At 62.6% G+C, this 21,212-nt stretch carries 18 protein-coding genes; 8 read left to right on the top strand and 10 right to left on the bottom strand.

Annotated features, from left to right (window positions below):
* Positions 1-181: 181 nt before the first annotated feature.
* Together K6M89_RS07360 and ubiA are read left to right on the top strand one after the other, a co-directional pair.
* Positions 182-994, top strand: coding sequence for a MipA/OmpV family protein (locus K6M89_RS07360; protein ID WP_222138944.1), 813 nt, complete (start codon positions 182-184; stop codon positions 992-994).
* A 159-nt stretch (positions 995-1,153) separates the two neighbouring features.
* Positions 1,154-2,113: a 4-hydroxybenzoate octaprenyltransferase gene (gene ubiA / locus K6M89_RS07365; protein WP_097579996.1), complete on the top strand. Its 960-nt coding sequence runs from the start codon at positions 1,154-1,156 to the stop codon at positions 2,111-2,113.
* 82 nt (positions 2,114-2,195) lie between these two features.
* Here ubiA and K6M89_RS07370 read toward each other — a convergent pair whose 3' ends face one another.
* Entirely contained in the window at positions 2,196-2,762 is a 567-nt protein-coding gene (locus tag K6M89_RS07370; RefSeq protein ID WP_222138945.1) for a DUF6101 family protein, read from the bottom strand.
* 300 nt (positions 2,763-3,062) lie between these two features.
* Between K6M89_RS07370 and K6M89_RS07375 the strand changes: the two genes are divergently transcribed.
* On the top strand, positions 3,063-6,386 hold the full coding sequence (locus K6M89_RS07375) for a DUF1217 domain-containing protein (protein ID WP_222138946.1): 3,324 nt from the start codon (positions 3,063-3,065) through the stop codon (positions 6,384-6,386).
* A gap of 230 nt (positions 6,387-6,616) precedes the next feature.
* Here K6M89_RS07375 and K6M89_RS07380 read toward each other — a convergent pair whose 3' ends face one another.
* Genes K6M89_RS07380 through K6M89_RS07390 form a run of 3 tightly spaced genes read right to left on the bottom strand, consistent with a single transcriptional unit; the run spans position 6,617 to position 9,730 of the window.
* Positions 6,617-8,053: an FAD-binding oxidoreductase gene (locus K6M89_RS07380; RefSeq protein WP_222138947.1), complete on the bottom strand. Its 1,437-nt coding sequence runs from the start codon at positions 8,051-8,053 to the stop codon at positions 6,617-6,619.
* Between the two features lie 33 nt (positions 8,054-8,086).
* Positions 8,087-9,061, bottom strand: a complete 975-nt coding sequence (locus tag K6M89_RS07385; protein WP_222138948.1) for an L-threonylcarbamoyladenylate synthase — start codon at positions 9,059-9,061, stop codon at positions 8,087-8,089.
* A 60-nt stretch (positions 9,062-9,121) separates the two neighbouring features.
* On the bottom strand, positions 9,122-9,730 hold the full coding sequence (locus K6M89_RS07390) for a DUF6656 family protein (RefSeq protein WP_010030774.1): 609 nt from the start codon (positions 9,728-9,730) through the stop codon (positions 9,122-9,124).
* A gap of 403 nt (positions 9,731-10,133) precedes the next feature.
* Here K6M89_RS07390 and K6M89_RS07395 point away from each other — a divergent pair, with 403 nt between their 5' ends.
* A complete protein-coding gene (locus K6M89_RS07395) occupies positions 10,134-11,378 on the top strand; it encodes an aromatic ring-hydroxylating oxygenase subunit alpha (RefSeq protein WP_097580098.1) in 1,245 nt (414 codons plus the stop codon).
* Positions 11,379-11,518: 140 nt separating this feature from the next.
* Complete coding sequence (locus K6M89_RS07400) at positions 11,519-11,974, top strand: BA14K family protein (protein WP_222138949.1); 456 nt, start codon at positions 11,519-11,521, stop codon at positions 11,972-11,974.
* 393 nt (positions 11,975-12,367) lie between these two features.
* Here K6M89_RS07400 and K6M89_RS07405 read toward each other — a convergent pair whose 3' ends face one another.
* Together K6M89_RS07405 and K6M89_RS07410 are read right to left on the bottom strand one after the other, a co-directional pair.
* Positions 12,368-12,631, bottom strand: a complete 264-nt coding sequence (locus K6M89_RS07405) for a DUF982 domain-containing protein (RefSeq protein ID WP_009986459.1) — start codon at positions 12,629-12,631, stop codon at positions 12,368-12,370.
* Between the two features lie 289 nt (positions 12,632-12,920).
* On the bottom strand, positions 12,921-13,916 hold the full coding sequence (locus tag K6M89_RS07410; RefSeq protein WP_222138950.1) for a transporter: 996 nt from the start codon (positions 13,914-13,916) through the stop codon (positions 12,921-12,923).
* A 209-nt stretch (positions 13,917-14,125) separates the two neighbouring features.
* Between K6M89_RS07410 and K6M89_RS07415 the strand changes: the two genes are divergently transcribed.
* Both K6M89_RS07415 and K6M89_RS07420 read left to right on the top strand, forming a co-directional pair.
* The gene (locus K6M89_RS07415; RefSeq protein ID WP_222138951.1) at positions 14,126-15,901 is read left to right on the top strand and encodes an acyl-CoA dehydrogenase family protein; all 1,776 of its coding nucleotides are present in this window, start codon (positions 14,126-14,128) and stop codon (positions 15,899-15,901) included.
* Between the two features lie 29 nt (positions 15,902-15,930).
* Positions 15,931-16,683, top strand: a complete 753-nt coding sequence (locus tag K6M89_RS07420; protein WP_222138952.1) for a crotonase/enoyl-CoA hydratase family protein — start codon at positions 15,931-15,933, stop codon at positions 16,681-16,683.
* 29 nt (positions 16,684-16,712) lie between these two features.
* On the opposite strand, the gene K6M89_RS07425 is transcribed toward K6M89_RS07420, so the two are convergent.
* Both K6M89_RS07425 and K6M89_RS07430 read right to left on the bottom strand, forming a co-directional pair.
* Positions 16,713-17,717, bottom strand: coding sequence for an MBL fold metallo-hydrolase (locus K6M89_RS07425; protein ID WP_222138953.1), 1,005 nt, complete (start codon positions 17,715-17,717; stop codon positions 16,713-16,715).
* Between the two features lie 82 nt (positions 17,718-17,799).
* Positions 17,800-18,618: an oxidoreductase gene (locus K6M89_RS07430; RefSeq protein WP_222138954.1), complete on the bottom strand. Its 819-nt coding sequence runs from the start codon at positions 18,616-18,618 to the stop codon at positions 17,800-17,802.
* Between the two features lie 85 nt (positions 18,619-18,703).
* Here K6M89_RS07430 and K6M89_RS07435 point away from each other — a divergent pair, with 85 nt between their 5' ends.
* A complete protein-coding gene (locus K6M89_RS07435; RefSeq protein WP_222138955.1) occupies positions 18,704-19,153 on the top strand; it encodes a winged helix-turn-helix transcriptional regulator in 450 nt (149 codons plus the stop codon).
* Positions 19,154-19,212: 59 nt separating this feature from the next.
* Here K6M89_RS07435 and K6M89_RS07440 read toward each other — a convergent pair whose 3' ends face one another.
* Both K6M89_RS07440 and K6M89_RS07445 read right to left on the bottom strand, forming a co-directional pair.
* The gene (locus tag K6M89_RS07440) at positions 19,213-20,463 is read right to left on the bottom strand and encodes a class I SAM-dependent RNA methyltransferase (protein ID WP_222138956.1); all 1,251 of its coding nucleotides are present in this window, start codon (positions 20,461-20,463) and stop codon (positions 19,213-19,215) included.
* Positions 20,460-21,206, bottom strand: coding sequence for a TlyA family RNA methyltransferase (locus K6M89_RS07445; protein ID WP_222138957.1), 747 nt, complete (start codon positions 21,204-21,206; stop codon positions 20,460-20,462). Before K6M89_RS07445 ends, K6M89_RS07440 begins: the two co-directional genes overlap by 4 nt.
* Positions 21,207-21,212 lie beyond the last annotated feature (6 nt).

A 21,212-nucleotide genomic window follows, 5' to 3' on the forward strand; every position in this document is an offset into this window, starting at 1 on the left:
TGCTGCGACTCCCTTCTCCCCTCGGGGAGAAGATGCCGACAGGCAGATGAGGGGGCCACACGGCAGGACATTTATTAGCGCCCTTTGTTCACCGTGGTTAACATTGGCGTAACGACCTCACGATAAATGTAGCCACCGCCGCCCTCCGCGGCTTTGTTTTTGCGTTTTCTGGAGTGCGGACGTGTTTCATCGATCAGTCGTATCGATCTCATTCATTATTGCCTTTTCATCCATCGCTCCCGCGGCCGCACAGGACAGCGGTCAGCATTTCTGGTCGGGTGACTGGTATCTGAATGTCGGCGTCGCCGGCTTTTCCGCCCCGAAATTCGAAGGCGCCTCGCGCAACGAATTCAAGTTCAGCCCGCTGATCTCGGTCGGCCGGCAGGGCGCCGGCCCGCGTTTTTCCTCGCGCAATGATAATCCTTCTTTCGCCCTGATCGACAAGGGCGCCTTCCGCGCCGGCATCGTCGGCAGGTTCGTGCCGTCGCGCGATGACGGCGATGGCCATGAGCTCAAGGGCTTGAGGAAGGTCAAGTGGGGTGCCGAGGCCGGCGGCTTCGTCGAGGTCTATCCGACCGATTTCATCCGCGCCCGTGCCGAAGTCCGCCAGGGCATCCGCTCCCATGACGGCGTCGTCGCCGATCTTGCCGTCGATGCCTTCACCGATATTGCACCCGACCTGCAGCTGTCGGGCGGCCCGCGCGCGACATTTGCGACAAGCGGCTATTACGACGCCTATTACGGCGTCAGCGCCAAGCACGCCGCAGCAAGCGGCCTCGATCCCTACAAACCCTCCTCGGGCATTCAATCCTATGGCGCCGGCGCGGCGCTGACATGGAAGGCGACCGAGAACCTGTCGGCAAGCTCCTTCCTTGAGTATAAGCGGCTGGCCGGTCCCGCCGCCGACAGCAGCCTGGTGCGCGAGCGCGGCTCGAAGAACCAGCTTCTGATCGGCGTTTCGGCGACCTACAAGTTCAATTTTTCGCTGCAGTGATTGCCGGCGCCCGCCCGTCTCTTCAGGTGCGCGGACGCTGTAGGATCTTGAATCGCCGCGTAACTTTAATCCCTGAATCGCGTCCGATCCAAAAAGCATCCACGTGGCAGGCGGCGATCGCTTCTTGACCGGATCGCCGGCCGGTCGCTAGATGGCGGCATGCAAGATACTGGCGACTTCAACGACCGCGTTTCCGACGCGCCTTCCGACAACTGGGTCTACCGGATCCTGCCGCCATGGCTCTGGCCCTATGCGCAGCTCGCCCGCTGGGACCGCCCCATCGGCTGGCAGCTGCTGATGTGGCCGTGTTTCTGGTCGGCGACCCTTGCCGCCAATGCGGCGATCGACGAGGGGCTCTATTCCGGCAGCCTGCTGGTTTCCCACCTTTTCCTCTATTTCATCGGCGCCGTCGCCATGCGCGGCGCCGGCTGCACCTATAACGATCTCGTCGATCACGAGATCGACATGCAGGTGGCGCGCACCCGTTCGCGCCCGCTTCCCTCCGGCCGCGTCACCCGCGCCCACGCGAAAATCTTCATCGGCCTGCAGGCGCTGGTCGGGCTTTTCGTGCTCTTGCAGTTCAACTGGTTCACCGTCTTCCTGGGCCTGCTCTCGCTTGGCATCGTCGCGCTTTATCCCTATGCCAAACGCTTCACCGACTGGCCGCAATTTTACCTCGGCCTTGCCTTTTCCTGGGGCGCGCTGATGGGCTGGGCCGGCATTCTCGGCGGAATTTCGGTCGCCTCCGTCCTGCTTTATGCCGCCTCGGTCGCCTGGACGATCGGTTACGACACGATCTACGCCCATCAGGACAAGGAGGATGACGAGCTGATCGGCGTCCGCTCCACCGCCCGGCTGTTCGGCGACAGGACAAGGGCGTGGCTGATCGGCCTTTACGGGCTGACGCTGGTGCTAATGTTTGCGGCCTTCGCGCTTGCCGGCGCCAATCTCATCGCGTTTCTGGCGCTGCTCGGCGCGGCCGGCATGTTCGCCTGGCAGATCGTCCGGCTCGATATCGAGGATGCCGCCCAATGCCTGGCGCTCTTCAAGTCGAACAACCGCGTCGGCCTGATCATCTTCTTCGGCCTCTTCGTCTCGCTGCTCTTCGCCATTCCCTGAATGGGGCGACGCGAAAAACGACGAAACCCGGCGCGGGCGCCGGGTTTCAAATGCTTGCGAAAGCGAAGTGTCGCCATATCGCTCAGTTGCGGGCGATGATTTCCTTGCCTTCGATCCGCATGGCGACGCCGAGCTGGCCGGTGGTACGGCGCACCAGGAAGCGCGGACGGCGATTGGCGAAGTAGGAATGGCGGCGGCGCGGCTTCAGATCGCCGGTGCGGAGCGCTCCGATATGATCTTCGAGCGGCCGCGCGACGCCGTCGGCCTCGACCATCAGCATCGGAATTCGGAAGGCCTCGGACCAACTGCGCCAGTCGGCGGCGATATCGCTGAGATCATGGGCGACCAGCAGCGGAATGCAGAGCTCCGGGTCGGCGTGATGGAGTTCCAGCGTGACGGTCACCTCGCCGTCGCCATGGTCGATGGCGCGGGCGGCGACACCCTTGAAGACGCGCTTCGGCAGGGCGATCGATAGCGGCAGGCCGCTGGAGGGGAGGATTTTACGCAGGACTGCGCCGCGTTCGTCCAAGGTGATGCTGACGTCATCCGAACAATCATGGATGGCGTAACTGACCTGCTGCGGGAAGCGGGACGGATCGAGACGCAGCGTCGTGCCAGCCCAAGCGGGCTTCAAAACGGGATTGTTCATTTCATTCTACCCTTGTCTTACCTGAGAGCCGGTTTGCGGTCTTCTCCTCGGGACTTTTCGTCCTCTATGGCCGACAATAGGCGGGCGCCCTTCCGTACAGCTTAAAAATTGCGGTTAAGAAAACTTTGCCTCCCCTGATGGTTATCAAAACCGAATCCGGCAGGGTTTCCGGAAGGTGAACGGTGTGCCGTCCCGAAATGACGCAGCCCGGACGTAAGTCTCGGGTAAGTTTTGCGTGGCAAAATGGGCTTACCGGCAGTTCGTCGTTTTTTTAGAGATTTTGCCAAAAGGGCGCTTTTGATGATTACGGCTTCCCTCGCTTATTCGATCCTGTCGAAGGATATGACGTCGAGCCTCAACAAGGTTGCGTCGCAGGCGACGGTCAAGAAGGATGCGCAGTACTACGCCGACCATATCAACAAGGTCACCTCGGTCGACGACTTCCTCGGCGATTACAAGCTCTACAGCTATGCGATGAAGGCCTATGGTCTCGAGGATATGACCTACGCCAAGGCGTTCATGAAGAAGGTGCTGGAGAGTGATCTGACCGATCCCAACAGCTACGCCAACAAGCTCTCCGATGCGCGCTACCGCGAATTCGCCGCCGCCTTCAATTTCAACGCGCCCGAAAAGGACGTGCAGACGGATGCTCAGGAGGACGAGCTCATCGGCCTGTACAAGCAGTCCTTTGTTGACGCCGACAAGGCGTCGGCCGCCGAGAGCACCTATTACAGCAACAATATCGACAGCGTGCAGACCGTCGACGATCTGGTCAATAACACAAGGCTGCGCACCTATGTGCTGAAGACCTTCAAGATCGATCCGACCTATGCGTCGAAGGATTTTCTGCGCCAGGTACTGACGAGCGATCTCAGCGACCCCGCAAGCGTCGTCAACACGCAGGGCGGCGACAAGTACAAGGCGCTTGCCGCCCAGTTCAGCTTCAATGCCGACGGCACCGTCAACGGCACGGCGCAGACCGCGGCGCAGAAGGCCTCGGTCATCGAGACCTACACGCTGAATTCCCAGTCCGTCATCATCGACAATTCGGTCGGTTCGGACGTTGTCTATGTCAGCAAGACGGCGGCCGAATACAACAAGGCCTATTATACCGCCAAGATCGGCACGATCACCAATGTCGACGATCTGGTCGCCGACAGCCGCCTGACCTCCTATATCAAGACCGCCTACAGCATGGGCGCCGACTTCACTGCGTCAGCACTGCGCAAGGTCCTGACCGACACCAGCTATGCCCAGCTGATGGGCTTTACCAATGTCTACAACGCCTTCAATTTCAAGGCGGATGGTTCGACCTCGAACACGGCGCGTGTGCGGACCATCGAGCAGGCGAACAAGCTGTCGTCGGCGGCGTCGAGCACGGCCAACTATTATCGCGTGACCTCGCAATCGAGCGGCATCACCAATGTCGACGACCTGCTGGCCGACGGCATCATGGCGCGCTACATCAAGGATGCCTATGGGCTCGGCACAGATTTCAGCAATGCCGATCTGAAGAACATCCTGACCGATCCGGCCTATGCCGCCGCGCAGGGCCATGCCGATATCAATGCCGATTTCAACTTCCAGGCGGACGGTTCGATCAACGGTTCGGTGATCCAGACCGACACGCAGCGGAAATCGACGACCGACAAGTCGGCGGCGAATGCCGCCCACTTCAACGCCATGATCGACAATGTCACCAATGTCGACGACCTCATGTCCGATCCCGTTGCGGTCAGCTATCTCAGAACAAGCATGCAGATCGCCGACAGTGTTTCCGATGCGACGCTGAGGACTTTTCTCGTCGATCCGGCGGCGGCCAGCGCCCAGGGCTATAGCGACGTTCACGATCTCTTCAATTTCAAGACGGACGGGTCCGTCGCCACCCTTTATGCCTCGCAGACCGCCACCCAAAGCGCCAACACGACAAGCAAGGCCGACAATGCGGCCGTCTATTACCAGTCGACCATCGCCGGAATCTCGAACGTCGATCAGTTGCTGGCGGACCAGAAGCTCAACAACTTCGTGCGCAATGCCTACGGCATCCCGTCTACCGTAACCGACGTCGATCTTCGCAACATCCTGACCGATCAGAGCGGCACCGGCACCTATGCGGATGTCGCCGCCGCCTTCAATTTCAAGGCCGACGGATCGCTCGAGGATGGCTTGGCCGCGCAGACGTCCAGCCAGATCACCAACACCAAAATTGCCGCCGGAGCGCGCACTGACGACTATTCTTCCCGGATGGCGACGATCGCCAATGTCGATGAGCTCATCGCCGATCCCGCCATCACCAATTTCCTGAAGAGCACCTACAATCTGCCGTTCAACATCTCGGACGCCGATCTGAAGAGCATCCTGACCGATGCGACGGCTGCCGCCGCCGCCGGCCATGCCGATCTCAACGCCGATTTCAATTTCGCTGCCGATGGATCGCTCCCGGCCGTCAGCTCGGTGCAGACGGCCGATCAGGCGCAGACCACCAATGACAACTATATGGCGCGTTATGACGACGAGCGCGACGAGGCGATCGATGAAGTCGCCGACAATTACTCGAGCATGATGGCCGACAGTTCGAGCCTGCTCGATACTGCCGAGATCAAGAGCGTCAACGACTTCCTGCGCACCAATGCCGCGGCCGATTTCAAGAAGAGCAACGACAATCTGCCGGATCCCTATCATGTGGCGCTGCAGGCCTTCGGCCTGACCGACCAGGATGTGCCGCGCTCGATGATGCGCAAGATCCTGACGAGCGATGCTTATGACCCGGATGGCTATATCGCCTCGCTGAAGGACGAACGCATCACCAATCTCGCTCGCGCCTTCAACTTCGGCCCGGACGGCAAGGCGGCGTCACCCTTCCAGGCGCTGCCCGACGCGACCCTGGCCAAATACGCCACCGACTACAAGGCGCATATGACCATGCTGCTGAAGGCTGGACCGGTAAAGGACAAGGCGTCGAAGGATGCGACCGCCGAAGTCGATTACTTTGCCAAGGGCATGGCCAAGGTGAAGTCACTCGACGATTTCCTCGACGACAGCCGCCTGACCGATCTGGTGCTGAAGGCGAACAGCCTCGACCCGAAAGATTACGACAAGGCGACGCTGAAGAAGATTTTCACCTCCGATCCCGACGACAAGAAGAGCTACCTGAACGCCAAAGCCGATGCGCGCTTCAAAGACATCGTCGCCGCCTTCAACTTCGACAAGGACGGCAACCTGACCCGCGCCAAGATCGGCACGATCCAGAACAAGGCGGCCGAGGAGAACACCCAGGAGCTCTTTGTCAGGCAGATGCTGGAAGCCCAGCAAGGCGAAACCAACGACGGCGTCCGCCTGGCGCTCTATTTCAGCCGCAAGGCTCCCAGCATCACCTCGATCTACTCGATCCTCGGCGACAAGGCGCTCTATCAGGTGATCACGACGGCCTACAGCCTGCCGGCTCAGATATCGAGCATGGACGTCGCCAAGCAGGCCGATCTGATCAACCGCTTTGTCAAGCTCGAGGATCTCCAGGATCCGAAGAAGGTCGACAAGCTGCTGCGCCGCTTCACCGCGATGTACGACGTCCAGAACAGCGCCCAGCAATCGCCAGCGCTGCAGATCCTGACCGGCGGCGGCTGATAGAAGTTCTAATCTCTCTTCAGTTTCAATGATTTGCCCCTCACCTTAACCCTCTCCCCGTAACAACGGGGCGAGGGGACGTGCCCTGCGAGAGGTTGGCGAGGGACGGAGAGGTTGCGGCTATCCCCCTTCTCCCCGCAGGCGGGGGTCCGAAGGACGGGTCGAGACCCGTGGCTCGACCCCGGTCGGTGCCGGCGGGCGGATGAGGGGCTGTCCCCCGACCGCCGACCTCAAACGTCGAGGCTGACCACCTTCCCAGGGTTCATGATACCAGCCGGATCGAAAGCGCGTTTGATGCGGCGCATCAGCTCGATCTCGATCGCCGGGCGGATCGCCGCCAGTTCGTCGCGTTTCAGCTGGCCGATGCCGTGTTCGGCCGAGATCGAACCGCCATGGGCGAGCACCAGACCGTGGACGATGTGGTTCATTTCGCGCCAGCGGGCGATGAAGGCGGCCTTGTCGGCGCCGACCGGCTGGGAAATATTGTAATGGATATTGCCGTCGCCCATATGGCCGAAGGCGCAGATGCGGGCTCCGGGCATGGCCACCATGACGGCCTGTTCCGCCTCGGCGATGAAATGCGGGATCCTCGACACCGGCACGGACACGTCGTGCTTGATCGATCCGCCTTCCGGCTTCTGGGCATCCGACATGCTCTCGCGCATGTGCCAGATGGCCTTCTGCTGGGCGACGGATGAGGCGATCGCCGCATCAAGCACCAGGCCGGCCTCAAAACCCTGTTCGAGGACGCCGTTCATCATCCGCTCCGCCGTCTCGGCCGAATCCGATGTCGAAATATCGATCAGCACGTACCAGGGATAGGCCGCGTCCAGCGGATCGCGCACCCCGTCGATATGGCGCGTGGTGATCTCGACGCCGAAACGCGGCATCAACTCGAACCCGGTGAGCGAGGTGCCGCAGAGGCTGGCGGCAAGGTTGAAGAGACCAAGCGCGTCCTCGACCGAATTGAGGCCGGCGAATGCCACCTGATGGCCGAGCGGCTGGGGAAACAGCTTCAGCACCGCGCCGGTGATGATGCCGAGCGTGCCTTCGGCACCGATGAAGAGATCGCGCAGGTCGTAGCCGGTATTGTCCTTCTTCAGCCGGCGCAGGCCATCCCAGATCTCGCCGGTCGGCAGCACCACTTCGAGGCCGAGGCAAAGCTGGCGCATATTGCCGTAGGCCAGCACCGCCGTGCCGCCGGCATTGGTGGAGAGATTGCCGCCGATGCGGCAGGAGCCCTCCGAGCCGAGCGACAGCGGAAACAGCCGCCCATGCGCCTCGGCCGCTTTCTGCACATCGGCAAGAATGGCGCCGCCGTCGGCGACCAGCACGTTGGCCACCGGATCGATGTCGCGAATCCTGTTCATGCGCTCGAGCGACAGGATGATATCGGACTGGCCCGGGCGCGGCGTCTGGCCGCCGACGAGGCCGGTATTGCCGGTCTGCGGCACGATTGCGGTTCCGGTCTCGCTGGCGAGCTTCATGATATCAGAGACCTCCTCGACCGTGCCGGGCTTTAAGAGGAGAGGGGAGGAACCGTGATAGAGCCCGCGGTTTTCGATCAGATGCGGCGCCAGGTCGGCCTCGCCACGCAGCGCGTATTTGTCGCCGACGATGGCGGCGAAGCGGTCGAGAAGATCGGTGGAAATGCCGGGGCTGCTCATCGGGTCGATCCTCTGTCGCTTCTATCAGCTTTGTCAGTCGCGCGGGGCGGCAGCCCTTTGCAGACGGTCGTTGATCGCTTCGCCCAGGCCGTCGTCGGGAATGGGCGAAAAGGCGATGCTCGAAACGCCGCTGGCATCGGCCCGCTTCATGTAGTCGAAAAGGTTGGCCGCCGCTTCCGCAAGATCGCCGCGCGGGCTGAGGTCGAGAACGATGCGTGCGTCGCGCGCGCCTTCGACTGCCGCACCGCCGAAGGCGATCAGCGCCTCGCCGGGTTCCACCGCGGTCGCATTGAGACGCACGCTGGCGCCCGGCGCATAATGCGAGGCGAGCATGCCCGGCGCCTCGATGGCCGCCGATGCCTTTTTGGCGCGCAGCAGCGGCCTGCCGGCGACACGCTCGATCTCGCGCGCCGCCAGGCCGCCGGGCCGAAGCAGCCTCACCCGGTCGCCTTCCACCTTGACGATCGTCGATTCGACGCCGACCGTGCTCGGGCCTGCATCGAGGATCAACGGAATCTTCGCGCCGAGATCGGCCTCGACATGGGCAGCACTCGTCGCGCTGATGGCGCCCGAGGTATTGGCGCTCGGGGCTGCGAGCGGCCGGCCGAAGGCGCCGATCAGGGCGCCGGCGAACCCCTTCGGAACGCGCACGCCGACGCTGTCGAGACCGGCGGTCGCCAGCGAATGGATCGGGCTTTCGGCCTTGAGCGGCAGCACAAGCGTCAGCGGACCGGGCCAGAAGGCTTCGGCGAGCGCCCGCGACACCGGATCGAACTCGGCATGATGTTCGGCCATGGCAAGGTCGGCCATGTGACAGATCAGCGGATTGAAGCGCGGCCGGCCCTTCGTCTCGTAGATGCGGGTGATGGCGGCGGGGTTGGTGGCGTCGGCCGCAAGGCCGTAGACCGTCTCGGTCGGCATGGCGATGGCAAAGCCGTCGGCAAGAGCGGCTGAGGCCGCTTCGAGCGCCGCCTGCCTGTCTGTCTCTATGTCGATGATGCGTGCCATGTGCTGCCCGGATTGATCCCGGCAGTCATTAGGCTTTCCATCGCCACCGATCAATCGCTGTTATAGCTGCCGGATGATTTCGCGCAGCTGTTCGTTGCGGGCACCGAGCAGCAGGACGTTGCGGATCGCCGCCTGTGGGTCGTGGGTGCGGAAGAGCAACCCATTGCCGCGTACCGAGCGGTCGATGGTCATCCTTTCGGAGGAATCCTCGCCCGGTTTTATCGCGACGGCGAAATACATGCGGGAATAGCCGACGTCGATGCGCTGGAAGAAATTGTCGTTGTCGCCGATGTCGGAATAGAAATTCGCAATATAAAAGGCCCAGCTCACCTCGTCATAATGGGCAAACTTCGTGCGCGCGGCGGTGACATGGCAATAGCCGAGATGCGGGCTGTCCTCCAGCGTCCGGTGGAAGACCATCTTCGGAAACTGGATCGAGTGATGAAAGCCGTTGATGTGCTGATGCGTTTTTTCGCCGGCGACCTGCAGCTTGCGGCCGGTCTTTGCCGCGACCTCGTCATGGGTGAGGTAGCGCTTTTCCTCTGCCAGCCAGTGCCGCCGTTCGCGCGGGATGCGGCCGGTGCGCAGGAATTCGGAATGGGCGGCAATCGGCTGCCGCTCCCGCAATCTGCTGGTGTCCTTCGCATCGAAATAGCGGAGTCTGGCCATGGTTCGCGTTCTTCGGTCGGTCTGATTCATCGCAAGGATAGGGTCCTATGCTTAAGGCGCTGTTAACGCGGTTCCGGCTGCGCCACGGCTGCCGGCAGATGTCGCAAATGCGACGGTGATCGGCATCCGGCAGCCGACCTCTTTGCGAAACGGGACTTTACGCCATGTCGCAATTGACGATAATTGCCTGGAGAGTCGGCGATGCGATCGAGCGGGCGGGCCGTCACGGCCTTGCCGCATCCTGTCGTCAATTTCGAAGCCGATGTCGCATTGCAACCAAGCAGCAGGCGGGCTCGGTGATTAAATGACGCCATGAACAATTCTCCAAGAGGAGAAGGAAGCGGGCGCGCTTCAGCGGTTTTTCCCGCTTAACGGCGGCAGCCGGATGCACGAGGATATGAAGATGGATATTCGCAGCAACGTTTTGCGTCAGCTCAAGAACCGCCGTGAGGGCTTCAGCCTCGAGCAGCCGTTCTATATCGACGAGGATTATTTCCAGCTCGACATGGAGATGATCTATTATCGCGACTGGCTGTTCATGGGCCATGATTGCGAACTGCCGAAGCCGGGCGCTTATTTCACCGTCCAGATCGGCCGCTATCCCGTCGTCATCGTGCGCGGCCGCGACAATGTCATCCGCGCTTTCCACAATAGCTGTCGCCATCGCGGCTCGCGCGTCTGCACCAAGGAGCACGGCTCCTCCGTGCGTCTCGTCTGCCCCTATCATCAGTGGACCTATGATCTCGACGGCAAGCTCGCCTTCGCCCGCCATATGGGGGATGATTTCGACAAGACCGGCTTCAACCTGAAGCCCGTCCATTGCGAGAGCGTGGCCGGCTATATCTTCATCTGCCTCGCCGACACCGCCCCGGATTTCCAGACGGTGCGCGACAAGGTCGAGCCCTACATGGCGCCGCATCGGATCGGCGAGACCAAGGTCGCCTTCCAGAGCACGATCATCGAGAAGGGCAACTGGAAACTCGTCTGGGAAAACAACCGCGAGTGCTATCACTGCGCCGCCAATCACCCGGAACTCTGCCGCACCTATCCTGAAGCGCCGAGCGTCACCGGCACCGATGGCGGCGCCGACGATCCCGAAATCGCCGGCCATTGGGCGCGCTGCGAGGCCGCCGGCCTGCCGAGCAAGTTCCAGATTTCCCCGGACGGTCAGTTCCGTACCGCCCGCATGCCGTTGATCGAAGATGCCGAGAGCTACACCATGTCCGGCAAGCCGGCCGTCAAGCGCCGGATCGCCGACGATATCTCGATCAGCCATATCGGCACCATGCTGCTCTTCCACTATCCGACGACCTGGAACCACCTGCTCGGCGACCATGCCATCTCCTTCCGCGTGCTGCCGCTCAGCGCCAACGAGACGGCGGTGACGACCAAGTGGCTCGTCCATAAGGACGCGGTCGAGGGCGTGGATTACAATCTCGAGGAGCTGACGCACGTCTGGACCGAGACCAACGATCAGGATCGCCGCATCGTCGAAGAGAATGCCTTCGGCATCCACTCGCCCGCCTACGAGCCCGGCCCCTATTCCTCCCTGCACGAGGGCGGCGTCATGCAGTTCCTCGAATGGTATTCGAACTTCATGGTGAACCGGCTGCAGGGCGACCAGGCGAAGATCTCCGCCGTCGCCTGATGCATGTCGCCTGCAATTAAGGCCGGCTCAGGTCCGCCGATCTAAAACAGAAAACAGCCGGTCCCCGGCTGCCTTCGGAACCATTCAGCCACGAACGCGTTGCGTGGCAGGCGGTGATCGCCGTTGAATGGGAGAGAAGAATGATCGGGCTGAAAAACAAAATCGCGACCGCAATTCTTACTGCCGCCGTCGTGCTGACGGGCTTTGCCCCGTCGCAGGCAATTCAGATGCCCACCGCCCCGCAGGTGGAGAAATCCTCCGCCGTCGAGGAGGTCCAATACCGCCGCTATTATCGCCGCGACTATTACCGGCCCGGCTATCGCCCCGGCGCCTATTACCGCCCCGGCTGGTATGGCGGCTATCGCGGCTACAGCTATTACCGCCCGGGCTATCGCCGCTATAACGGCTACTGGTACCCGCTCGCCGCCTTCGGCGCTGGTGCAGTCATTGCCGCCCCGCGCTACGTTGCGCCCGCGCCGCGCTATGGCTCGGCGCACGTCGCCTGGTGCGCCAACCGCTACCGCTCCTATCGGGCCTATGACAACACGTTCCAGCCCTATAACGGCCCGCGCCAGCAGTGCTATTCGCCTTATTGAGGTGAGGTAGGGGACGCGCGACGTGAGTTGGTTACCCTACCCTCCGTCATCCTCGGCCTCGAGCCGAGGATCCATGCCCGCTGCTGATGGAGGCCAAGGTGGATCCTCGGGTCAAGCCCGAGTATGACGGAGGGTGGGGGAAGCTCTGCGCCTAATTCCCTGAGATATCGGGGTCAGAAGCGCCCGTAGCGGGAGACACGATTGCGCAGCGACTGTGTTGGACGGCTTCCGTCCGTCGGCTTTCGTTTTGAAACATGACTATCGGCTCGGCTGACCAAGCCCGAGTCACCACGCCGGACGGTACCAGCAGCCGCTCATGGACCTGCGCATGCAGGGGAAAGAGAGGGCGGCATGCAAGAGCCCGTGAGCCCGTTTCATCGTCGGCTGCGAAGCTCAGTGAACGACAGTGATTACCGAAATGCCAGCTTCGTCGGCGGCACGGATAAGCGCTGCTCGCGCAGCCTGAGCCGGAATCTCCCCATGTATTGCGTCCCGGCAAGCCATAATCGCCGTGAGATATTCTTCTCCATCGTCGATTGGCCAGCCAACGGTCAGCATCTCCGCGGCTTGCACGAGAGTTGCGACGAGCTTGTATTTTTCCGGCCCACTCACAACGAGCATCAGAGGGGCAAATTCTCCGGATGTGCACCATTTCATGACATTAGGTCTCCCCACGGTAAATATATTAGTAACCGTGCAAGAACTATTCCGGGCGAGGTGGCGGCGCGCGCAGCGTCGCGCAATTGCGGTGTGCCGAAGGTGAGTTTGGCCGGAACGTCACCCCATCCTCCGTCATCCTCGGCCTTGAGCCGAGGATCCATTGGCCTCCACCGCAGCGGGCATGGATCCTCGGGTCAAGCCCGAGGATGACGGAGAATGGATGAGCCCTGTTATAGGTGTTGCAATCTGTAGCAGAGAAAGGCGAAAGGCGCCGCCTCTCACACATTCAAAGAATATTCACCCGCCGCAGCAGCCACCAGGCAAGCGCGACGGAGCCGACGATGAGGATGACGGCGTATTCCGTGCCGTAATCGCCGACGGCGAAGGGCAGGTTGGCGGTGTTCATGCCGAAAAAGCCGGTCACCAGCGTCGGCGGCAGCAGGAAGGCGGTCATGATCGACAGCAGATAGAGGTGGCGGTTGGTTTCGGAGGATTGTTTCGAATCGATTTCTTCGTGCAGCAGGCGCGCCCGGTCCTGCAGCGCATAGATATCGTGGTCGACCGTCTCCAGCCGGCTCGTCAGCCGCCGCGCCACGTCGTCGAAGCCGAAGGGCATCTCGTCCTCATCGGCCGCCGCCGCCCGGCGCATCAGCGCCAACACCGTGCGCAGATGGCGATGCAGCCGCACCACGGTTCGCCTGACCGGCGCCAGCCGGCGGCGCTCGTCGCGCGGGGCGTTGTCGTAGACGATATCCTCGATCTGGTTCAGCTCTTCGGTGAGTTCGATGACGATGGCGATCAGCGTGCGCTGAAACTCGATCACCAGCAGTTCGAAGAGATCGACCGGCCGCGCGAATTTGCCCGGATTCTTCTCGATCAGCCCGCGCGCCCGCTCGACGCTGCGCAGCGGCTGCAGCCGCGTGGTGATGATGAAGCGGTCGGACATGGCGAAATGCAGCCAGCCGAGATTGTTGGTGTCCTGGGCGAAATCGCGCTGGCAGTCGACGAGCGTGCCGTAGAGCATCTGCTCGTCGACGGTGATCGCCGCATGCGTGTCATGCGTCGTCAGCGCCGATTTGGCGTCCTCGGTCAGCCCGTCGAGCGTCTCGAGCAAGGCCGGCACGCGGGCGTCGACCAGGTTGAGATGCAGCCAGTAGAAACAGTTGTCGGCGGTCAGCTCCGCCACCGTCGCGCTGTTGTTCAGCCGCACCGCGGTCTTGTCATCCGGCGAGAAACGATAGGCCCAGACGAAACCGGGGATGTTGACGGGCAATGTATCCATTGTTCGCCGGTCCTTTGCGAAGGCGATGTCATTCTAGAAATTCTCCATGACGTCCATTTGTGCAACTGTGCAAGAGCAAACCGCCAGGTCGGGTAAACTATCGCACGGCAGGCCGGGAAATCGAAATTGACGTTTACGTAAAAATCAATTAGCCCTGGCCTCGGAGGGGTTTTGCACGAAGTGCAGGCCGGTCCCATGGAGGAGAAAGCATGTATAAGGCGCCTGTCGAGGAAATCGCGTTCACGTTGAAGCATGTAGCGGATATGGGGGAGGCGCTGTCGAACGGTCTTTTCGGCGACCTCGGCGAAGATCTGGTCGACGCTATTCTCTCCGAGGCGGGACGTTTTGCCACAGAGGAGGTGGCGCCGCTCGCCGACATCGGCGACCGCCAGGGTGCCCGCCTCATCGACGGCGAAGTCAGGTTGCCGGATGGCTGGCGCGATCTCTACCGCAACTGGATCGCCGGCGGCTGGAACGGCCTGACGGCGCCCGAAGCCTTCGGCGGCCAGGCCCTGCCCGACATGCTGAATGTCGCGGCGCTAGAAATGTGGAATTCCGGCTCCATGGCCTTTGCGCTCGCCCCGACACTGACGATGGGCGCGATCGAGGCGGTCAGCACCCATGGCAGTGCGGCGCTGAAAGACAAATATCTGGCAAAGATGGTGTCCGGCGAATGGACCGGCACGATGAACCTGACGGAGCCGCATGCCGGCTCCGATCTCGGCGCGCTGAAGGCCCGCGCCGAGCGGCGCGCCGACGGCAGCTATCGCATCTTTGGCCAGAAGATCTTCATCACCTGGGGCGAGCACGACGCGGCCGACAATATCATCCACCTGGTGCTGGCCCGGCTGCCGGATGCGCCGGCCGGCACACGCGGCATCTCGCTCTTTCTCGTGCCGAAATTCCTGGTGAACGACGACGGTTCGCTTGGCGCCCGCAACGATCTCTTCTGCCATTCGCTGGAGCACAAGCTCGGCATCCACGGTTCGCCGACCTGCACGATGATCTATGGGGACGGCCGGTTCGGCGGCGAAAAGGGTGCGATCGGCTGGCTGGTCGGCGAGGAGAACAAGGGGCTCGCCTGCATGTTCACGATGATGAACAATGCGCGTCTCGCCGTCGGCATGCAGGGCGTGGCGATCGCAGAGGCGGCCACCCAGAAGGCGCTCGCCTATGCCAGGGAACGCACGCAGGGCAGGGCGCCGGGTTCGACCGGCGCCGGCATGAGCCCGATCGTCGAACATCCCGACGTCGCCCGTATGCTTCTCACCATGAAGGCGCTGACCCAAGGTTCGCGCGCCATCTCCTATGCCTGCGCCCATGCGCTCGACATGTCGCGCCGGGCAGGCGATAGCCGCCACTGGCAGGAACGCGCCGCGCTTTTGACGCCGATCGCCAAGTCGTTTTCAACCGATGCCGGCGTCGAGGTCGCCTCGCTCGGCATTCAGGTGCATGGCGGCATGGGCTTCATCGAGGAGACGGGTGCCGCGCGTTATCTGCGTGATGCCCGCATCGCCCCGATCTACGAGGGCACCAACGGCATCCAGGCAATCGACCTCGTCACCCGCAAGCTGCCGCTTTCCGACGGCGATCAGGTCATGGGCTTCATCGCCGAATTGAAGGCGATCGCCGAGGCTGTCGGCCGCTCCAATCTCGACGGTTTCGGCGAGACTGCCGCCAGACTCGGCGCCGCGATTTCAGATCTCGATGAGACGACCGCCTGGCTTCTGGCAGCACTTGCCGATGGGAGGGCCGCCGAGGCGCTTGCCGGCGCCACTCCCTATCAGCGCCTGTTCGGCCTCGTGCTCACCGGCTGTTATCTCGCCAAGGGTGCTCTGGCCGAAAGCGGCGACGGCAAAGGCAAGGGCCGCATCGCCCTCTGCCGCTTCGCCGCCGAAAACCTGCTTGCCGAGACCGCGGCCCTTCGCGACCGGGTCGTTATCGGCGCGGCGAGCCTCGCCGCCGCCCGCATCCTGCTTGCCTGACAGGCCCCATGGAGTTCTGAGGAGATCCTATGACCGACCACATCATCGTCGAGCAGCCTTCCGCCCATCCCGGCGTTCAGCTCATTCGCTTCAACCGGCCGGAAAAGAAGAACGCCTTCACACGGGCGATGTATCGCACCATGACCGATGCGCTCACCGCCGCCAATGCGGACGCGAATATCAGAGTGACGGTCTTTCTCGGCACCGAAGGCAGCTTCTCGGCCGGCAACGACATCGGCGATTTTCTTGCCACTGCCATGGGCGGCAGCATGGGAGACGAGCTGATCGATTTCCTCTACGCGCTCGCCAGATCCGAAAAGCCGCTGGTGTCAGGGGTCGACGGCCTGGCGATCGGCATCGGCACCACCCTCAACCTGCATTGCGACCTGACGATCGCCTCCGACCGCAGCCAGTTCCGCACGCCTTTCGTCGATCTGGCTTTGGTGCCGGAAGCGGCTTCCAGCCTGATTGCGCCGCGCGTGATGGGCCACCAGCGCGCCTTTGCCATGCTGGCCGCCGGCGAGGCCTTCAGCGCCGAAGAAGCCCGCGAGGCCGGCCTCATCTGGAAGGTAACGACGCCGGACGAGGTGGAGAATGCGGCGCTTGCCGCGGCTGCGAAACTCGCCGCCAAGCCACCGGAGGCCTTGAAAATCGCCCGCGATCTCATTTGCGGTTCCCGGGAAGAGGTCATCGCCCGCATCGACGTCGAGGCCCGTCATTTCGCCACGCGCCTGAAAAGCGCCGAAGCCCGGGCGGCCTTCGAAGCCTTTATGCGCCGCTGAACGGCGTCCCGGGAGCAAACCGATACCGATTATACCATCGGCACATTGAACACCTCACCGGCCCTGAGCGGCCGGAACCGGTCCGAGGCAATATCATGCTCTTTCATCGCCTCTTGCAACGCTCTCACCGGCGCGTCGACCGCTTCATTCGTCAGTTGGAACGTGGCGAAGTGATGCCCGGCCACATAGGCCGCGTTTGCGAGCTTCATCCCCATCACCGCTTCCTCAGGATTCTGGTGCTGGCCTTTCATGAACCATCGCGGCTCATAGGCGCCGAAGGGTAAAATCGCCAGGCGAAAGCCGCCGTGTTTCCGCTGCGCCGTTTTGTAATTGATGCCGTGGTGAAAGCCCGTATCGCCGACGTGATAGATCTTGCCGGCTGGCGTCGACAAGACGAACGACGCCCAGAGCGCCATCCGGCGATCGGCGGTTCCGCGGGCGGACCAATGGTGGGCAGGCTCCGCATCGATGCTTATTCCGGCGTGCGAGATGCGCTCGCCCCAGTCCATCGATGTCGTCTGCAGATCGGGCACGGCGCGGCGGATGATCGTGTCGTTGCCGAGCGGCGTCACGACACGCGGCCGATGCTTCGCATGCAAGCGTTTGAGCGTCGCGATATCGAGATGATCATAATGATTGTGCGATACCAGCACGAGATCGATCGGCGGCAAATCATCGAACGCGATGCCCGGTTGAACGACGCGTCTGGGGCCGGCAAAAGTGAAGGGGCTGACCCGCTCCGACCACACCGGATCGGTGAGAATATTGAGCCCGGCGACCTGCACCAGCATGGTTGCATGCCCAACCATGGTCACCCGCAGGTCTTCGCCGTCTACGCTTGGATCCGGCTTTGCCGCCGCAAATGGACTTGGGACCGACCGCGGCCAGCGCTCACGGCCGCCGCCGAATTGCCACCGCAAGAGCTCGCGGAAACCAAGCGGCTCGATGCCTTCGGGATTGAAGAAGTACGTGCCGTCGAAGTGGTCGGACACCGGGCCCGCATAGTAGGGATTGCGTCTTTTGGTCTTGCGCATTCGGAATCGGTTTCCTTGACCGAGGATAGGATGACTTTAAGCCTGTTGGCTTGAAATCTGAATCCTATCCTCGATTAACGCGTCAGGCTGAGGCCGGAAACTCGTTGACCTTACGCAGCAGGCTGTCGACCAGCCGCTCCGGCAGGTAGCGGCGAAGCGAGCGGACCTGGCGCGACTGCTTGCCGGCTGAATAGCGCAGCTTCGGCTTCTTCGCGGTTGCGGCTTTCACGACCATGTCGGCGACGACCTCAGGCGCATCGCCCGTCTCCACCCATTTGCGCATCAGCGCTTCACTGCGGGCGCGCTCCGAAGCATAGACCGGAAGAGGTTGGTCTGCTCGTGTCAGATTTTCCTCGAAGGATGTTCTGGTGACGCCGGGTTGGACGAGAACAACACGAATGCCGAAGTTGCGCACTTCATGATCGAGCGATTCCGAGTAGCCCTCGAGCGCATGTTTGGTCGAGGCATAGAAGGCGTTGTACGGAGCCGGGATGAGGCCGATGATCGAGCTCATGTTGACGATCCGGCCGCTCTTCTGCTTCCGCATGACCGGCAGCACGGCATTGGCGACGCGCGCCACGCCGAAGACGTTGACGTCGAAAAGCCGCTGGGCCTGGGCGATCGAGGATTCTTCCGCACCGCCGATGAGGCCGATGCCGGCATTATTGACGACGAGGTCGAGCCGGCCGGTTTGCTGGACGACCTCCGCAACGGCCGCCTGCACCGAGGCTTCATCCGCCACATCACAGATCAGCATTGTTATCCCGGGTCTGTTGGCGACCGGTTTGCGGCTGGTCCCGAAGACGCGGTAACCGGCCTTTACCAGAGACTCTGCCGTTGCGAGGCCGATGCCTGAGGACGCACCGGTGACCAGTGCAACGCTTCTGTTTTTGTCGGTCATATTGTCAGCTTCCAAAAGAGTGGATCATCGTTGGCCGATCTGTTACTATCTTTTCGATATCGTGTCACTATCGAAAAGATACTAAATGAAAAATAATCCGATTCCCCAATGCCCGGTCGCCCGCGGCCTTCAATCCGTCGGCGATGCGTGGAGTATTCTCGTCCTGCGCGACGCCCACGCGGGCCTCACCCGCTTCGACCAGTTCAGGAAGAGCCTCGGCATCGTGCCGACCATGCTGACCAAGCGTCTCAAGGCGCTGACGGAGGATGGTCTGCTGGAGAAGCGCCTCTATTCCGAACGGCCGCCGCGCGAAGAATATGTCCTCACGGAAGCGGGTCGCGATTTTCTGCCTGTGCTGATGATGATCGGGGCTTGGGCACACCGCCATTGCGATGGCGAACTCGCCCGCTATGTCGATATCGAGTCAGGATCGGAGATCGAGCCGGTCGCAGTCGATGCGGTCACCGGCGCAAAGCTCGGAACGCGACCAATGCGCATGAGTTTGCAGCGGGGAAGCGAACCGGGCGACCGATAAGATGTTCCTGACGCTCTGGTTATCGCGATCGCTTCGGCCGCGAAGTGTGAGGCCGCCGCTTATTTCTCCAGCGTCGCCACCACCTCGACATGCGAGGTCCAGAGGAACTGGTCGATCGGTGTCACCCCGGTAATGCGGTAGCCGCCCTCGACGAGGATCTGAAGGTCGCGGGCCAGCGTCAGCGGATTGCAGCTGACGGCTGCGATCTTCTTCACGCCTGAGCGGGCAAGCTCCTTGCACTGAAACTCCGCGCCGGCGCGTGGCGGGTCGAAGACGACCATGTCAAAGGGCTTGAACTCCTGCGTCATCAACGGGCGGCGGAAGAGATCGCGTTTTTCGACGCTCACCGGCTTCAGCCCCTGCGACTTGCGGGCGGCCTGGTCGAGGGCGGCGAGCGCCGTTGCCTCGGCCTCGACCGCATGCACGCGGCCGATGCGGGCCAGCCGCAGCGAAAACGTGCCGGTGCCGGCGAAGAGATCGGCGATCCGCTTAGCCTTGCCGGCATGGGCAAGCACCAGCTCCACCATTGCCTCTTCCGCCGGCTTGGTCGCCTGGGCGAAGCCGCCGGGCGGCGGCGAAACCTCGACGCCGCCGAAATCGATGAGCGGCTTGGCCGGCTCGACCAGGATTTCTCCGTTCAGCGTCACGCGGGCAATTCCGCGCAGGCCGAGCACGGTCTCGATTGCCTTGCGCCGCTGCGGATCGGAGAGCTTCTTGATGTCGTCGGCCGCTATATCGAGGCCGGAAAGCGTCTCGAGCACCGCCACCCGGAAGGGGTCGGCGCTGGTCGCCAGCGAGGCGGCAATCGCCTTGATCGCCGGCAGCCGGGCGACGACCCCTGCCGACGAGATCGGACATTCCTCGATGGCGACGATATGATGGCTTTCGGCCTGGTTGAAGCCGATCAGCATATCCTTCTCGGTCTTGCGCGCCGCAAACACCACGCGCCGGCGCTCGCCCGGCCGGGCCGGAACGATCTCGCCGACATCAGGCGTCAGCCCCTTGGATTTGAGTGCATCGACCACCAGCTGCCGCTTGAAGGCGCGGTAGGGGGCATCCGCCAGATGCTGCAGCGTGCAGCCGCCGCAGGTGCCGTTGACGCCGTCGGGACCGAAATGCCGGCAAGGCGGCTCCTGCCGGTCGGGCGAGGGCGTCGTGATCGACATGATCGTGCCCTGGCTTTTGACGCGGGCGATCGCAACCGTTTCCCCGGGCAGAGAAAAGGGCACATAGACCGGGCCGGCGGCGCTGCCGGCAATGCCGTCGCCCTGGGCGCCGAGCTTCTCGATGGTGACGGTTTCGGTGCTCACGGTTTCAATCCTGCCAGAAGGAATTCCTGATTGCCGTCGCCGCCGGCAACCGGGGAGGGGATGAGGCCGAGGCTGTTCCAGCCCATGTCCTCGGTGAACCAGCGCTCCAGTTCCGCAGCGACGGCGGGCGCAGAGGCGGGGTCCTTCAGCAGTCCGCCCTTGCCGATCGCCTCGCGTCCGGCCTCGAACTGCGGCTTGACCAGCAGCACGGCGATGGCGCCCGGCGAGGCGATGTCAAGAGCCGGCGCCAGCGCCAGCTTCAGTGAGATGAAGGAGACATCGGAGACGATGAAGCTTGCGGGGTGGCCGATATCCTCGGCCGTCAGGTTGCGGGCGTTGAGGCCTTCCCGGTTCGTCACCCGCGGGTCACCTGAGATGCGCGGATGCATCTGCCCATGGCCGACATCGATCGCCGTGACATGCGCGGCGCCCCGCTGCAGCAGCACCTCGGTGAAGCCGCCTGTGGACGCGCCGATATCGAGACAGTGATGTCCGGCCGGGTCGAGCCGGAAATGGTCGAGGGCGCTAGCAAGCTTCAATGCGGCGCGCGAGACGTAATCCTGCGCCGGATCGTCGATGGCAATATCGGCGTCGGCGCCGAAGAGCGCGCCGGCCTTCGTCACCAGCTGGCCGGCGATGCGGACGGTGCCGCGCTGCACGGCGTCGCGCGCCCGCGAGCGGCTGGCAAAGAGGCCGCGGGAGACGAGCAGCTGGTCGAGGCGTTGGCTGTTTTGATCGGACATCGGCTG

It is taken from the genome of Rhizobium croatiense (assembly GCF_019793465.1).
GTDB classification, from domain to species: domain Bacteria; phylum Pseudomonadota; class Alphaproteobacteria; order Rhizobiales; family Rhizobiaceae; genus Rhizobium; species Rhizobium croatiense.